The organism is Tissierellales bacterium, from assembly GCA_025210965.1.
Classification (GTDB): Bacteria; Bacillota; Clostridia; order Tissierellales; family JAOAQY01; genus JAOAQY01.
Genome location: JAOAQY010000230.1, coordinates 1 through 15,982, shown reverse-complemented (window position 1 = coordinate 15,982; position 15,982 = coordinate 1). Strand labels below are relative to the sequence as shown.

Annotated in this window: 14 protein-coding genes; 13 read left to right on the top strand and 1 reads right to left on the bottom strand. The window is 32.0% G+C overall.

Annotated elements, in window-relative coordinates:
* The 5 genes from N4A40_16520 to N4A40_16500 all read left to right on the top strand — a co-directional run.
* A partial coding sequence (locus N4A40_16520) for an HD domain-containing protein (protein MCT4663459.1) occupies nt 1–1,202 on the top strand: 1,202 nt, incomplete at its 5' end.
* A gap of 197 nt (nt 1,203–1,399) precedes the next feature.
* On the top strand, nt 1,400–2,236 hold the full coding sequence (locus tag N4A40_16515; GenBank protein MCT4663458.1) for a PRD domain-containing protein: 837 nt from the start codon (nt 1,400–1,402) through the stop codon (nt 2,234–2,236).
* A gap of 102 nt (nt 2,237–2,338) precedes the next feature.
* On the top strand, nt 2,339–3,712 hold the full coding sequence (gene nagE / locus N4A40_16510; GenBank protein ID MCT4663457.1) for an N-acetylglucosamine-specific PTS transporter subunit IIBC: 1,374 nt from the start codon (nt 2,339–2,341) through the stop codon (nt 3,710–3,712).
* Nucleotides 3,713–3,797: 85 nt separating this feature from the next.
* The gene (gene nagA, locus N4A40_16505; protein ID MCT4663456.1) at nt 3,798–4,958 is read left to right on the top strand and encodes an N-acetylglucosamine-6-phosphate deacetylase; all 1,161 of its coding nucleotides are present in this window, start codon (nt 3,798–3,800) and stop codon (nt 4,956–4,958) included.
* Nucleotides 4,951–5,430, top strand: a complete 480-nt coding sequence (locus N4A40_16500) for a PTS glucose transporter subunit IIA (protein ID MCT4663455.1) — start codon at nt 4,951–4,953, stop codon at nt 5,428–5,430. The genes nagA and N4A40_16500 overlap by 8 nt, the downstream gene beginning before the upstream one ends.
* Nucleotides 5,431–5,496: 66 nt before the next feature.
* Here the strand turns inward: N4A40_16500 and N4A40_16495 are convergent, their stop codons facing one another.
* The gene (locus tag N4A40_16495) at nt 5,497–5,886 is read right to left on the bottom strand and encodes a DUF302 domain-containing protein (protein ID MCT4663454.1); all 390 of its coding nucleotides are present in this window, start codon (nt 5,884–5,886) and stop codon (nt 5,497–5,499) included.
* Between the two features lie 170 nt (nt 5,887–6,056).
* Between N4A40_16495 and N4A40_16490 the strand changes: the two genes are divergently transcribed.
* The 8 genes from N4A40_16490 to N4A40_16455 all read left to right on the top strand — a co-directional run bounded on the left by N4A40_16490 (nt 6,057) and on the right by N4A40_16455 (nt 15,932).
* Nucleotides 6,057–7,976, top strand: a complete 1,920-nt coding sequence (locus N4A40_16490; protein ID MCT4663453.1) for a S41 family peptidase — start codon at nt 6,057–6,059, stop codon at nt 7,974–7,976.
* 64 nt (nt 7,977–8,040) lie between these two features.
* Entirely contained in the window at nt 8,041–10,020 is a 1,980-nt protein-coding gene (tkt, locus tag N4A40_16485) for a transketolase (protein ID MCT4663452.1), read from the top strand.
* A 214-nt stretch (nt 10,021–10,234) separates the two neighbouring features.
* Nucleotides 10,235–10,987, top strand: coding sequence for a hypothetical protein (locus tag N4A40_16480; GenBank protein ID MCT4663451.1), 753 nt, complete (start codon nt 10,235–10,237; stop codon nt 10,985–10,987).
* Nucleotides 10,988–10,998: 11 nt separating this feature from the next.
* The gene (locus N4A40_16475; GenBank protein ID MCT4663450.1) at nt 10,999–11,727 is read left to right on the top strand and encodes an HAD-IB family hydrolase; all 729 of its coding nucleotides are present in this window, start codon (nt 10,999–11,001) and stop codon (nt 11,725–11,727) included.
* Nucleotides 11,728–11,740: 13 nt separating this feature from the next.
* Complete coding sequence (locus N4A40_16470) at nt 11,741–12,448, top strand: rRNA pseudouridine synthase (GenBank protein ID MCT4663449.1); 708 nt, start codon at nt 11,741–11,743, stop codon at nt 12,446–12,448.
* A 25-nt stretch (nt 12,449–12,473) separates the two neighbouring features.
* Entirely contained in the window at nt 12,474–13,622 is a 1,149-nt protein-coding gene (locus N4A40_16465; protein ID MCT4663448.1) for a cysteine desulfurase, read from the top strand.
* A gap of 26 nt (nt 13,623–13,648) precedes the next feature.
* Nucleotides 13,649–14,719 carry a tRNA 2-thiouridine(34) synthase MnmA gene (gene mnmA / locus N4A40_16460; protein ID MCT4663447.1) on the top strand — a complete coding sequence of 357 codons (1,071 nt, stop codon included), beginning with the start codon at nt 13,649–13,651 and terminating at the stop codon, nt 14,717–14,719.
* A 265-nt stretch (nt 14,720–14,984) separates the two neighbouring features.
* Nucleotides 14,985–15,932 carry a tetratricopeptide repeat protein gene (locus tag N4A40_16455; protein MCT4663446.1) on the top strand — a complete coding sequence of 316 codons (948 nt, stop codon included), beginning with the start codon at nt 14,985–14,987 and terminating at the stop codon, nt 15,930–15,932.
* Nucleotides 15,933–15,982: the final 50 nt, after the last annotated feature.

Sequence of the window (15,982 nt, the reverse complement as noted above, 5' to 3'; positions counted from 1 at the left end):
TCTATGAACCTATTAGTATAAATGTAAAAAATGAAATGGGATATTTTATAAATGCATATAATCAGCTTGCAAAGACCAATTTAGCAATGCATCAATTAAATGAAAAAATATATGCACAAAATAGTTTTGATGAAATCATGAAGTTTATTTTTGAAAGTTTCAAACCGTTTATTCCTTACAATAGAATTGGGATTGCAGTTTTGACACACGGTGGAGAATCTATAAAGGCACTCAAGGCAAAGTCTGATAGAAAAATTTATTTAGGCTCGTATTACAAAGAAAATTTAAAAGAAAATACACTTGGGAAATTGATAGAGGAGAATAAGCCAAGAATTATAAATGATTTAGACGAATATTTGAAAAATCACCCCGATTCAAATTCGACAAAACTAATAGTAAAAGAAGGAATGAAAGCAAGTTTGACTTTACCACTAATAGTGGATAGAAAAATAGTTGGAGTCATATTCTTTTCGTCGGTAGAAAAAGATATTTACAAAGAGAGACATATACTATTTCTTAAAAATATAGCAAATTCAGTAGCGTTAGCATTTGAAAAGAATTTCATTCATGAAGACTTAGTATTAGCTACAGTTGAAGGGCTTGCTAAGGTTGTAGAATCTAAAGACAATATAACTGGAGATCATATCTATAGAATTGGAAGGTATTCAAAATTTATCAGCGAAAAATTATTAGAAGATGAAGTATTTGATTTAAATGAAAAATTTGTTGAAGATATATTTAAGTTTGCTCCACTGCATGATATAGGAAAAGTTAGTATTGCTGATGATATACTCAATAAACCTGGTAGATTGACCGATGAGGAATTTGAAATAATGAAAGAGCATAGTGAAATCGGGTATAGAGTGCTTAGAGAGATGACAACAAATAGAATCAATGAAGAGGAACATTTTTTTGAAATGGCAGAAAATATTGCAAGGTACCATCATGAAAAATATGATGGTTCGGGATATCCGCTAGGATTAAAAGCTGAACAAATACCTCTAGAAGCTAGAATCGTTGCCATAGCGGATGTATTTGATGCATTGGTTTCTAAGAGACCATACAAGGATGGATTTTCATTTGAAAAAGCATTTTTAATACTCGAGAATGGTAAAAATAATCACTTTGATCCTCATATAATTGAAACCATAGTTGATTATAAAGCGGAATTTGAGAAGATCTATAGGATTTTTAAATACTAAAGCCTAAATACTAAATACTAGACACAAATACTAAATAACAAATGCTACTTGAAAAATTTTTTTTGCTGTGATACAATTTGGGTACAACATGAATATGAAGTTGGTGTGTAACTGGAAATCAGGCATGAACCAAGAAAGATCAATAGAAGTCTTTTGTGGTGCATGCTTTTTTATTTGTGTATTTGGGGGGTGAATTCGTGAAAATTGAAGTGAAAAAGGTGTTTAACAACAATGTTATTTTGGTTCATGAACTTGAAAAAAATGTAGAGGCTGTGGTTGTTGGAAAGGGAATTGGGTTTGGAAAGAAGAACGGGAAACAATATGAGCTAGATGAAAGTGATATCAGCAAGGTATTTAAAAATATGGACTCGGAGCTTGGGAAAGAATATAATGATCTGATAAAATTAGTAGATCCAGAGGTAATAGGATTGACAGAAGAAATTATTCAATATGCGACAAGCAAGCTTGGAGAATTAAACTATCATATTCATATAATGCTTACAGATCATATTGCATTTGCAATAGAACGATTAAAGGATGACCAAGAGATAATAAATCCTTTCCTATATGAAATAAAAGCACTATATCCAAGGGAATTTGAAGTTAGTGAATATGCAAAGAACCTAATAAATAAACGAATGGGTATTATGATTCCAGATGGGGAAAAGGGTTTTATAGCAATGCATATTCATTCTGCGATGAAAAACAAGGCAGTTAAAGAGACCGTTGAAAATGCAAGAATATTGACTGAAGTTATAGAAATTATAGAAGAATATATGAATATTAGAATAAAGAAGGATGATTTGTCTTATGTCCGATTAGTGCATCATATAAATACTGCAATTATAAGAATGGAAACAAATCACGAGATAGAAAATCCATTGCTGGATAATATAAAGAAAGAGATGAAAAGTTCATTTATATTAGCAAACAAAATTGGAAATCACATAGTGGAAGCTAAAGGCATAAGTATAAATGAACATGAGCTGGGATATTTAGCTCTTCACATAGAAAGGCTTTCAAAAATTTCATGAAACTTAAGCGTGTTACTGAGTTAGATCAGGCATGAGCTATTATTAGACATTTAGTCTATTAAGCTTATGCCTTTTTATTTTTTATAAAGGGAGGAATTATTAATGAGTAATGCATTTGGTAAAGTACAAAAACTAGGGAAGGCATTGATGTTACCTGTTGCAGTATTGCCTATAGCGGCAATTTTGCTTAGAATTGGTCAAGGAGATTTACTCAATTTGCCATTCGTATCTTCGGCAGGTGGAGCATTATTTACAAATTTAGCACTATTATTTGCAATAGGTGTATCAATTGGAATAGCTAAAGATGGACAAGGGGCAGCTGGTCTTGCAGGGGCAGTTGGCTATTTGATACTTAAAGAAGGAACCGCTGCTATAGATCCTGAAATTAATATGAGTGTTTTGGCAGGGATGATAGCTGGTATTGTAGCTGGAAATCTTTACAACAAATTTCATAATGTGAAATTGCCAGATTGGCTTGGATTTTTCTCAGGTAAGAGATTTGTACCTATAGTTACAGGCCTTACTTGTATAATACTAGCAGGTATTTTTGGCTTTATTTGGCCACCTATACAAGGGGTTATTGATGCAACGGGTAAATGGATGATAGGTGCAGGGGCAGTTGGAGTATTTTCATTTGGATTTTTAAATAGATTGCTGATACCTGTTGGACTTCACCACGTATTAAATAGTTTTGTCTGGTTTGTATTTGGTAATTTTGACGGAGCTACCGGAGATTTGCATAGATATTTTGCGGGAGATCCGAATGCAGGAATATTTATGGCAGGATTTTATTTGATTATGATGTTCGGATTGCCAGCAGCAGCACTAGCTATGTATAGTACTGCAAAAAAGAAAAATAGACCTATGGTTGGTGGAGCATTGTTTTCAGTAGCATTTACAGCTTTTTTGACAGGAATTACAGAGCCAATAGAGTTTCTATTTATGTTTTTAGCTCCAGTTCTTTATGTGGCTCATGCAATATTGACAGGTATTGCTATGGCAGTTTGCTATGTGCTTAATATCAAACATGGATTTGGTTTTTCAGCAGGTTTATTTGACTATGTACTAAATATGAAATTTGCAACAAATGGTTTGTGGTTAATACCGCTAGGGCTCGTATTCTTCATAGTGTATTATCTTTTATTTGTTGTAATAATAAAGAAATTTAATTTACCGACTCCTGGAAGATTAGAGGATTTAGACGATGAATCTAGCAATGTAGTTATAAAGCAAGATGGAATAGCTAATCTTGCTAAGGCTTATATAGAAGCGCTAGGAGGTAGTGATAATATAGAACAGGTAGATGCTTGTATTACTCGTCTTAGATTAAGTATTAAAAATGCTGACATGATAGATGATTCAGACCTTAAAGCTTTAGGAGCAACGGGAGTGCTTAGACCAAATGCTCACAATATGCAGGTTGTTGTAGGAACTAAAGCAGAACTTGTAGCGGATCAAATGAAAAAGATGCTATAATGATTAAAGAAAGAGCGCAATAATATTGCGCCTTTTCATCAAATAATTAGATTGGGCTAGTTATTTGATGAAAGGGGATGTTTTAATGAAAGCGATAATAAACGCAAATATTGTTTTAAATGATAGAGTAATTAGCGATTCAGCATTATTATTTGACGGTGTTATCAGGGATATTGTAAAATATGAAGATTATGATTCTGACAAGGTTGAAGAAGAAATAGATGCAAACAAAAAATATGTGTTTCCTGGTTTTATAGATATTCACATTCATGGATTTGCAGGCTATGATACGATGGATGAAATACCGGAGGCCATATTAGAAATAAGTAAGGGGCTTGTAAAAACTGGAGTTACATCGTTTTTGCCTACAACTATGACTATGAGCATGGACAGAATAGAGAATGCGCTGAAAAATATTAGGAAAATGATGAATATCAAGACAGGCTATGCAAAAGTTAGAGGAGCACATTTAGAAGGGCCGTTTATTAGTGAAAAATTCAAAGGAGCTCAAGATTCTAAATATATAATTAGTCCAAATGAAACATTAATAGAAAACTATGCAGATTGTTTGAAAATAGTTACATTAGCACCAGAATCAGATGGTGCAATAGCTCTTATAAAAAAATTCAAAGGTGAAATTGTATTTTCAATAGGTCATACTGATAGCAGTTATGAAGGGGCTATTAGGGCTATTGACGCGGGGGCGTCACATTCTACTCACACGTTTAATGCAATGACGGGGCTTCATCATAGAAAACCAGGAGTAGTAGGGGCCGTTTTGCTAAGAGATGATGTAAATACAGAATTTATAGCAGACCAAATTCATACTCATAAAGATATTTTAAAGTTAATGAAGAAAATTAAGACGAGCAATCATTTGATATTAATAACCGATAGTATGCGTGCTGGAGGTATGCAAGATGGCGAGTATAATTTAGGAGGTCAGAGAGTATTTGTCAAAAACAATAGTGCAAGACTGGAAGATGGAACATTGGCGGGTAGTGTTTTGACTATGAATAAAGCTTGTAAGAATATGCATGATTCAGGTGATAGTACATTGTGTGATATTGCTAAAATGTCAAGTTATAATCCGGCGAGAGTCCTAAAGTTAGATGATATTATTGGAAGTATAGAAGTAGGGAAAGTTGCCGATTTGGTAATATTAAACGAAAGATTTGAAGTTGAAAAAACTTTTATTGATGGGAATATAGTTTATGATAGTGACAAGGAGGAAATCAATGTTTAAATGGCTAAAGAAAAACAATAAGTGTGAAATAAAATCTCCTATAAAAGGACAATTTGTATTACTTGAAAATGTACCGGATCCTGTTTTTGCTCAAAAAATGGTAGGAGATGGAATCGCTATAGAGCTAGATGAAAATATGGTGAAAGCTCCAATTGATGGTGAAGTTGTAAATGTGTTTCCTACAAAGCATGCTATTGGTATCAAAAATAGTGATGGAGTCGAGATGTTGATTCATGTTGGATTGGACACAGTTGAACTTAAAGGCGAAGGTTTTGAATGTTTTGTAGAAGCTGGAGATATTATAAGTATTGGGCAGAATTTATTGAAGGTGGATTTGGAATATTTGAAAAAGAATGGTAAGAGTTTGATATCACCAATTATAATTACAAATATGGGGAGTTTTGAAAATTTAAGAGTAATTCAACATGAAAGTGTAAATTTTGGAGATTTGATTATAGAATTAGAAAAATAGATTATGATATTGTGAAGAAAAAAAGACCGTTGGGATAGAGCCAATGGTCTTTTTTGAGAATGTATATTATACAGCAGCTAAATCAATTGCTTTTCGTAAATCATTTTCTACATCCTCTGCAATCCTATTTAAATCATGATTTGGAATCAAATCTACTAGAGCGGTTGGATTTAGCATTCCTATATAAACTTGTTCTTTCATTTCGTAAATAACGACTTTACATGGGAGGAGATAACCAACTAGAATATTTTCATCTAAAACATCTTTTGTGCGTTTGGGATTGCAAACTTCTATAATCTTAAATGGATTGGAAAAGTTAAGGTCATTTTTAGATAATTGATCTTTTACGTCAAATTCCCATAAAATTGTGAAATTAAACAATTGAACACTATCGCGTACAGCATCCACAGATTCTGCGAATGTTTTTTTTGTTTTTACTTCATATTGAGCTTTCATTTAGAACCTCCTTCGATATATGCATTCAGAATGTGATTACAAGACAGCTATACCCTTTATATATGTTATAAAACTTAGAGGAAAATATATTTTAAATTTTTGGATAAATGAATTAAAATCGTGATACAATATATAAAACAAAAGCGATTTAATGGAATTGAGGTTTGAATGTGAAAAAGAGATATATAGGTATTTTTATTATAGTATTGATATCAATTATAGTGTTCTATTTCAAAGATTCAGCAGATGCAGAAGATATAAATTTGAATAAAGAAAAAATCCTAAGTCAAGATGATATGAAATTTATAGCTGAAGATTTATTTGAAAAATTTGATTATTTATATCCTTCGGTAGAATATGAGTTAGAATCTAATGATATGAAAAATAGAATTTTTGAATATATCGAACGGTTGGGAAATGATAAGAGTGATGTAGAATTTGGAAAGTTTCTTATGAAGGAATTTGCACGATTAGATGATAGTCAAGTTAATCTAAGTTTTGATAGAAAATGGTTAAATGAATACTTTGATGAAGAAAAATGTTTTTTGCCAATTAAGATTAGATTTGAAGATGAGAATTGCTATGTTTTAAAAAATATAGGCAGTGAAATCTCAATCGATGGCAAAAAAATAAGTAAAATAGATGGATTATCAATAGATATTATTGTATCAAAATTAGTTGATTATATTGCTGGAGAAAATGATATTGTTAAGTATTCAAAACTAGCAGATGATTTTGGGTTTTACTATGGCTTAGTTTTTGGTTATAGTGCTAATTATGAGTTAGAATTTGATAGTGGTTTGAAACAAATAGTTAGTGGGATTAGCATTTATGACTATTCTAATTTTAAAGATGGTGAATATTATTCAATGGATATCGAAAGCAATGAAATAGCCAGAATAAAATTAAAAGGTATTGATCAATATTGGAGGTATAGTATTTTTTTAGAGGAATCGTTCAAAGAAATGAAGGATAAGGACATTGACATATTGATATTAGATTTGAGAGGAAGTAATCTAGACAATCCAGTAGTATTCTACTATTTAAGTAATTATTTATTTGAAAAAAATTACGCATACTATTCAGATTACCAAAGCAAGCATAATGACATTTATTTTTATAGTAGCCAAAAAACGATAGCTGATGATGGAATAAAGATAGAGAAAAGATGGAACAATGAAACTAATACGTTCAAGAGAAATTCATTTAATGGAGAAGTGTATGTTTTAATAGATAATGAAACAAGAGGGATTGCGCCCCTGTTTGTTGATTTTTTAAGGTATTCTTATAGAGCATATATTTATGGAAAGCAAACTGGTGGTATGGCATCATCTTTTGGAAGAAACTACAATTATAATTTGAAGAGAATTAGTATGAATATAGATATACCTACGGAACGTTTTATAAGTTGTAATCAAATAATTCAGAGTCAAGGTGTTTTGCCTGATAAAAAGATTAATCAAGATATAGAAATGCTTTCTCGAGGAATTGATTATCAAAAGTTAGAAGTTTTAAAAGATACTTATCAAAAAATAAATGATGCAGAACTTGCAGATGGTGTTTTAGAACATGAAATATTTGATTGGAAGTTGTCGAATTTCGATATGGGCTATGATGAGTATCGAGAAAAACTAAGGCCATATGTAAGCAGAGAGTATGTGTTTAAAGAATATGATGAACTTTTTATATTACAAGGTAAGAAATATACTGCTAGAGATTTGGATTTACTTACAGATGAGGAATTGCTTAGGCTTCAAAATTTATCCAAGCAGATAAATGAGAAAATAGAGGATATTAGCTTGCAAATTTCTGAAGTATATAATGGTCACAATGACAAATGGCGTTATATATATACTCATACAGAGATAATGTACGACGATGATAAAAAAAGTAATATTTACAAGAAGTATGTATTTATAAAAGAATGGGGATATTGGAAGTTAATAGATCAGAGTAGAGTAGAGTATAGTTCTATAGATTATGAACATAAGAATGACGGATTAGATAAGTTTAGATCAACTTTGGAAGGTAACCCTGTTATTTATAGATATAAAGTTAATTTGTATGAAAAATTATTTGGAAATCAATAGATATAAATGCAAAAAACAGGATATATATATGAGTAGAGACTAAGTAGATTTGGAGGGATGTATTGTGAAAGAAATAGAGAAAAGAAGTATAGATACGATTAGAATACTATCAGCAGATGCTGTTGAAAAAGCAAACTCAGGTCATCCTGGACTTCCAATGGGAGCTGCTTCTATGGCATATGTTTTGTGGCAAAGAGTTATGAAGCACCATCCTAAAGAAACTGAGTGGATAGATAGAGACAGATTTGTTTTATCTGCCGGGCATGGATCGATGCTGATATATAGTTTGCTTCATTTATCAGGATATGGATTGTCCATGAACGAATTAAAGAGATTTAGACAGCTTGACAGTAAAACACCGGGTCATCCAGAATATGGGCATACACAAGGTGTTGAAACAACTACAGGTCCACTAGGACAAGGTATTGGAAATGCAGTTGGTATGGCTATGGCCGAGAGATATCTTGCTGAAAAGTTTAACAAAGAGGATTGTAATATTATTGACCACTATACGTTTGCACTAGCAGGAGATGGTTGCATGATGGAAGGTATATCATCAGAAGCGGCGTCATTAGCAGGAACTTTGAAACTTGGAAAGCTTATAGTGTTATACGATGATAATGGAATAACTATAGAGGGAAAAACTGATTTAGCTTTTTCTGAAGATGTAAAAGCTAGATATGAATCGTATGGATGGCAAGTGCTAGAAGTTTGCGATGATGATGATTTAGATGCGATAGAATACGCCATTAAATTTGCAAAAAGAACACTTAATAAGCCTAGTTTGATTAAGATAAAAACAAAAATTGGACATGGTGCTGGAGATAAAGAAGGTACAGCTGGTGTACATGGGTCTCCACTTGGAGAAAAACATTTGTCGGAGGCAAGGGCAAATTTTGAATTTGAAAATCAGCCACCTTTTAAAGTTCAGCCTTATGTTTACAATCACTTTGGTGAAATAGGAAAACGAGGTGCTAGAGATTATCAAACTTGGGAAGAACGAGTATTTTATTATAGAAAGCATTATAAAGATGATTTTAAAAAACTGCAAGGCTGGATTTCTGGGAAAATAGAGATAGATTTAAGTGATGAGTCACTTTGGAAATTTAAAGAGAGTATGGCGACAAGAGCAGCTTCGGGTCAAGTTTTGAATATGCTAAAAGAAAAAGTTGAAAATTTGATTGGTGGTTCTGCAGATTTAGCACCTTCAACAAAAACGAACTTGGACAAGTATGGAGCTTTTTCAGCAAGTCAAAGTGGAGATAATATTCATTTTGGAGTGAGGGAACATGCTATGGCATCTATTATAAATGGTATTAGTTTGCACGGAGGGCTCAAAGCGTATGGAGCGACGTTCCTAGTTTTTAGTGATTATATGAAAGGTGCTATGAGATTATCGGCTATAATGGAGAGACCGGTTATCTATGTGCTGACTCATGATAGTATAGGAGTAGGTGAAGATGGCCCTACACATCAACCAATTGAACACTTGGCATCACTTAGAAGTATTCCCAATTTAGTTGTATTTAGACCGGCGGATGCAAAAGAAACCCTTTTGGGATGGAAACTAGCGCTTGAAAGTGAAAAAAATCCATATGCGCTTATACTATCAAGGCAAAATCTTCCTACACTTGATGAAACTAGTGAGAATTCATGCAAAGGAGGATATATACTAAAGGAAAGCAATCAAAATCCAGAAATAATAATAATTGCAACGGGTTCAGAGATTTCTATAGCATATGATGTATACGATGAATTAGTAAAAAGAGAAAAGAAAGTCAGAATTGTGAGTATGCCAAGTTTCGAGTTATTTGATAAGCAGGAAATAGACTATAAAGAGTCGATATTGCCTAATGAAGTAAGAAAACGAATCTCGATAGAGGCTGCAAGTACATTTGGATGGCAAAAATATACAGGTATAGATGGTATAAATATTGGAATAGATACATTTGGTGCATCAGCACCAAGTAAAGAATTATATAATAAATTTGGTATAGAATCAAATCAAATAGTAAAAGAGATAGAAAAGAAAGGCTGGATTTAATAATTGTAATGGAGGGCTACTAGACCAGTAAATGGTCTAAGTGGTCCTCTATTGCAATTTAGAGTTAAAAAAGTTAATAGTTCATGTGAGATGTATTGAGAGATAGTAGTTTCAGAATTGGTGAGTATAGGAATTCCATAAATGAATTAGGTATGTTATAATAAGAAAGATTATAGTGGAGGAAGTATTATTTGATATAATGGGGTGGTTTAGCATGGAAAATAAATTTACAGATCGCATTGCATCAAATCGAAAATTAAGTAGTTTGTTCCGCAATTTTTTCAACAAGATATCTAATGAATATCCTCATTTAAAAACTTCAAATACAAAGTATTATTTTTCATTTAAAGGTGAGGATAATAAGAATAAAATTTGGTTTTCTAGGCAGCGAGATCATCTATTGGTCAAAGTTAGAAGAAACGCTGAAATGAAATCAGAGCCAAGAACATTTACAATTAGTGATGTGGAACAAATAAACAATATATGGAACAAAATAAAATTAGATGATGAACTAAAGATAGTTTCTAAAGAAGAAGAGGCAACTAAAATTTTTTCGAAAGAGTTAGGTGAGATGGTATCAGGGCTAAAAATAAATTATATACTCAAGATGCTTCTAATCGATAGTCGAGGATTAGACTGCTTAATTGACAAAAACAGTCAGAAATTGATGAAAGAATATTTTATAGAAGGTAAACGAATAGAAACGATTGAAGTAAGTGGTTTAGAAGATAATTTCAAATTAGATGTTATGAAGCAAGGTCTGAATGAACTAGCTAATCTTAGATCAGTTAGTTTTGAATTGATTGAGATAAAAGAACTGCTTGATAAATATCCTCATGCTAAAACAAGCAGTTTGTTGGATTTAATTTATGGGGAAAATTTATTTTCAGAGATTGATTCTAGAATTTATGCTCAAGTAATAAAAGCAGTATTTAAGCTAAGAGGATGGGAAATAAAAGGTAAATAGGAGGTATTTGTATGGCAGTAGGTGCATTTTTTGATATTGATGGAACACTTTATAGAAATTCATTGATGATAGAACATTTTAAAAAGTTGGTGAAGTATGAAGTTGTAGATCCAAGATTGTGGCATTCTCATGTGAAGTATACATATAAAGAATGGAGAAAACGAGTTAGAGATTATGAAGACTATATGTTAGAGCTTGTTGATATATATATAGAAGCATTGAGAGGACGAAAGAAAGAAGATTTGGAATTTATCTCAAATCAAGTAATAAGATTAAATGGAGATGTAGTGTATAAATTTACGAGAGATCAAATAAAGTGGCATCAAGAACAAGGGCATAAGGTATTTTTTATATCTGGAAGTCCAAATTTTTTAGTATCTAAGATGGCAGAAAAATATGGAGTAGATGCATATAAAGGGGCTCAATATTTAGTAGATGAAGAGGGGCGTTTCACTGGGGATGTTATTCCAATGTGGGATTCAGTTAGCAAAAATAAAGCATTAAAACAATTGGTTGAAAAATATGATTTAGATCTTTCAAAGAGCTATGCGTATGGAGATACTAATGGAGATTATTCTATGCTAAGCAAGGTTGGAAATCCGATAGCAATAAATCCAACAAGAGAGTTACTAGAGAACATAAAGGCAAATGATAAAATGGCTCAAAATGCTAGAATAATAGTTGAGAGAAAAGATGTAATTTATAATTTAACGCCGAATGTCGAGCTTATAGAATATTAGGAGAAGTGGTAGAATGAGATTAGATAAAATGCTTTCAAATCTAGGATATGGTTCTAGAAAAGAGATTAGAAAGATGGCAAAAAAAGGCGAAATCATAGTAAATGGCAAAGGCATTACAAAGGCTGATATGCATATAGATACAGAGAATGATAGAGTGTATGTTAATGGAGAAAAAGCTGTATATAGAGAGTATATATATATAATGCTAAATAAACCTCAAGGAGTTGTAAGTGCAACATCTGATTATAGAGATGAAACTGTTATAGATTTAATAGATGAGTCATTTTGGGCTTTCGAACCATTTCCAGTTGGAAGATTAGATAAAGATACTGAGGGACTTCTTTTGCTAACTAATGATGGCAAACTTTCACATAATTTGCTGTCACCTAAAAAACACGTAGATAAGACATACTATGTAGAAGTATGTGATGAGTTAAAAGAAGAAGATGTAATCAAATTTTCTAAAGGAGTCACAATAGACGGAGATTATAAATGTTTGCCAGCTGAACTTGAGATTTTAGAGTCGGGAGAAATAAGCAAAGCGTATGTGACTATCAGAGAAGGTAAATTTCATCAGATAAAAAAAATGATGCTAGCTATTGGAAATGAAGTAGTATATTTGAAGAGAATGCAGATGGGATCGTTGAAATTAGATGAACATTTAGAGCTTGGAGAATATAGAGAGTTGAGCGAAGAAGAGCTCGAGTTATTGAAAGGTTAAATAATATATAGAATTAGGTGATTATATGGAATCAATGGTATATATGGACTATGCAGCAACGACAGGATTAGATAGGGAAGCGCTAGATATAATGGCGAAGTATAGCTTAGACTTTTTTGGGAATCCTTCATCAGTGTATTCTTTTTCTAGAGAGTCTAAAAAAATTATAGATGAAACGCGTCAAGTCATAGGTGGTTTTATTAATGCTCCATTTAAAGATATCTATTTTACGAGTGGTGCTACTGAGTCAAATAATTGGGCGATTCGCGGAATCATGGAGGCGAACAAGGAAAAAGGAAAGCACATGATTACGACTAAAATAGAGCATCATGCGACTCTTAGAACATGCGAATATCTTGAAGATAATGGATATGATGTTACTTATTTGCCGGTAGATTGTGAAGGTAAAATTAGTTTGACAGAATTGAAAAAACATATTAGAGAAGATACAGTTTTGATTAGTTTAATATTTGCAAACAATGAAGTAGGCTCTGTTCAGCCGATAAAAGAAGTTGGAAAAATTTGTGCTAAAAAAGATATATTATTTCATACAGATGCAGTTCAAGCTATAGGTCATGTTCCCATAGATGTTGAGAGTTATGGAATAGATTTGCTATCATTTTCTGCACATAAACTTCATGGGCCAAAGGGACTTGGTGGATTGTATATTAAAAATGGACTTAATATAAAACCGCTTATATATGGAGGAGCGCAACAGAACTATAAAAGAGCGGGGACTGAAAACTTACCTGCAATAGCAGCATTTAAAGTTGCGTTTGAAAATTTAATTAAATTATTTGAAGAAGAAAACAATAGATTTAGAGAATATAGAAATAAGCTATATGAAGGCTTATGTGGTTTGGAAGGTGTTTGGTATAATGGACCAGAGGAAGAGCACTTTAAAATATCAAATATATTGAATGTTGGTTTCGAAGATATAGAATCAGAGTCTTTGCTTTTGGCATTGGATCAAGAAAATATAATGGTATCAGCAGGAAGTGCTTGTGCATCTGGTGCTTTAGATCCATCTCATGTTCTTACAGCAATGGGATTAGATGAAGATCGTGCTTTGGCGTCTTTAAGATTTTCTATAGGAAGATATACAACTGAAGATGAGATTGATTATGTAATAAAGACTGTTTGTGAAAAAGTAAGATTTTTGCGAACTTTGTGATGTTTAGAAAGTGAATGGTGATATAAATGAAAAAAAAAGTGGTAATTGGAATGAGTGGCGGCGTAGACAGTGCCGTTGCAGCTCACTTATTGAAAGAAGCTGGATATGATGTTATTGGAATAATGATGAAATTTGTGCCTGATGATGATGGGTTTGAAGATGAAAAAGCCTGCTGTTCTTTATCAGCGGTTACAGATGCTAGAATGGTAGCGGATCAACTTGATATACCGTTTTATGTAATGAATTTCAAAAAACCATTTAAAGAGAAAGTTATAGACTATTTTGTTGACGAATATACTAATGGCAGGACACCAAACCCTTGTGTGATGTGTAATAAAAAAATAAAGTTTGATGCCTTGTACAAAAGAGCAAAAGCACTAGGAGCTGATTATATTGCGACGGGACATTATGCTCAAATCGTAGAGGAAGATGGTAGATATCAGCTAAAAAAAGGAATTGATGAGAGAAAAGACCAGACATATATGCTGTATACGTTAACTCAAGAGCAATTAGCTCATACATTGATGCCTTGTGGAACATACAATAAGGATGAGGTAAGAGAAATAGCAGAGTCAATAGGATTACATTTATATAAGAAAAGAGATAGTCAAGAAATTTGCTTTGTGCCAGATAATAGTCATGGTGATTTTATTTGTGATATGCTTGGCAATGTCAAAGAAGGAAATTTTGTGGATAAGGAAGGCAATGTTCTTGGCCGACATAAAGGAATTGTATATTATACCATAGGACAAAGAAAAGGTCTTGGGATAGCTATAGGAAAACCTGCTTTTGTCATTGATATTAATGCTGAGACAAATGAAATTGTCATTGGAGATAATGATGATTTAATGAAAAAAGAATTGATAGCAGAAGATGTGAATCTAATATATACAGAGAAATTAGATAAAGAGCTAAAAGTTATGGCGAAAATTCGATATAATGGAGCGGCTTCAGCAGCTACTATTTATCCAATAGATGAAAATACTGTAAAAGTTGTATTTGAAGAGGAACAAAGAGCTATAACTAAAGGTCAATCTGTGGTATTTTATAAAGAAGGTTATGTAGTAGGTGGAGGAATAATAGAAAAAATTTGTTAATATATGTTGTAAAACGATAATTGTGATAGAAATCACATTGTAAAGCTGTGCGATGTAGTATCCTAAAGACAAGTAATTGTTTAAGGGGTTTAGGATTAACGATTGAGGATGATTTAGGACATCCTCTTTTTTTATAAAGAAATTTCAAGAGCTCGGTTATAGAATATCTATACCGAGCTCTATTTGTATGGATTAACAAATTATAGTATGTAGTGTATAATAATCATATTATTAGTTATTAATATTCGGTTTAGAGGTGAAAAAAGTGAGTAGTGAAATAGAATATGATATCAAGTTAGATAGATATATTGAATATCTTGATGATTTAAGTAGCAATAATAATATAAAAAAAGCGAAAGTTATTTTTTTTAAAATTTTCGATAGATTTGTTGAATTGAGAAAGAAAAATAAAAAGATAGCTTCAGGTCAAATAGCTGAAATAGCATCCATTGCCGAGCAATTTGAATATGATTATATGCAGATAGAATTGTATGATTACCTAATAGATGGTGCTGATGTAGGTTATGGCTATATACTGAAAGGGCAGTATTTTGAAAAAAAATCTAAATTCGAATATGCAGAAAATATGTACAAAAAAGCAATGAGATACGGGGGTGAGTATAAATTGTATGCATACAAAAATCTAGGATATATGTATGATTATAAGGATGATACGGAAAATGCGATTGAGTGCTATGAAAAAGTTTTAGAGATTGAGATTGATCCAACTATTGCGCTTTATTTGGGGTCTATTTATGAGAGAAAAGATAATTTAGAAAGGGCTCTAGAAATGACTAAGCTATCTTATGAAAATGGATTACCTAATTACATGGTGGAATTTAATCTTGGAGTTATATATGGCAGACTTGGAAATTATGTTAAAGCAGAGAGACATTATATAGAATCAATTAGATTAAATCCAAATTATGGCTATTCATATTTAAATTTAGCAGTACAGTATAGAACGCTAGGTGATTATAAATTTGCAATAAAGGTTTTAAAAAAGGGTATAAATAATAATCAATATGAAAGTTATCTACACTACAATATTGCATGTTATTATGCCCATGAAAATGATTTAGAAAAAAGTGCATATCATATAGAAATTAGTTTATCATTAAATGCTAAATTAAAAGCAGAAGCGTGTGGAGATAGTGATTTAAAATTATTAAGAGATAATGAAATTTATAAATCTTATTTTATAGATGATTAAAGCTCAGAAGGGAGACTATTATGAAGCATAGACTTTGTTTTTTAGTCATT

Coding starts and splice junctions, on each gene's coding strand:
- N4A40_16465 (MCT4663448.1), top strand. CDS start 12,474: ATGGAATCAATGGTATATATGGACTATGCAGCAACGACAGGATTAGAT.
- N4A40_16495 (MCT4663454.1), bottom strand. CDS start 5,886: ATGAAAGCTCAATATGAAGTAAAAACAAAAAAAACATTCGCAGAATCT.
- N4A40_16500 (MCT4663455.1), top strand. CDS start 4,951: ATGTTTAAATGGCTAAAGAAAAACAATAAGTGTGAAATAAAATCTCCT.
- nagE (MCT4663457.1), top strand. CDS start 2,339: ATGAGTAATGCATTTGGTAAAGTACAAAAACTAGGGAAGGCATTGATG.
- mnmA (MCT4663447.1), top strand. CDS start 13,649: ATGAAAAAAAAAGTGGTAATTGGAATGAGTGGCGGCGTAGACAGTGCC.
- N4A40_16470 (MCT4663449.1), top strand. CDS start 11,741: ATGAGATTAGATAAAATGCTTTCAAATCTAGGATATGGTTCTAGAAAA.
- N4A40_16475 (MCT4663450.1), top strand. CDS start 10,999: ATGGCAGTAGGTGCATTTTTTGATATTGATGGAACACTTTATAGAAAT.
- nagA (MCT4663456.1), top strand. CDS start 3,798: ATGAAAGCGATAATAAACGCAAATATTGTTTTAAATGATAGAGTAATT.
- N4A40_16480 (MCT4663451.1), top strand. CDS start 10,235: ATGGAAAATAAATTTACAGATCGCATTGCATCAAATCGAAAATTAAGT.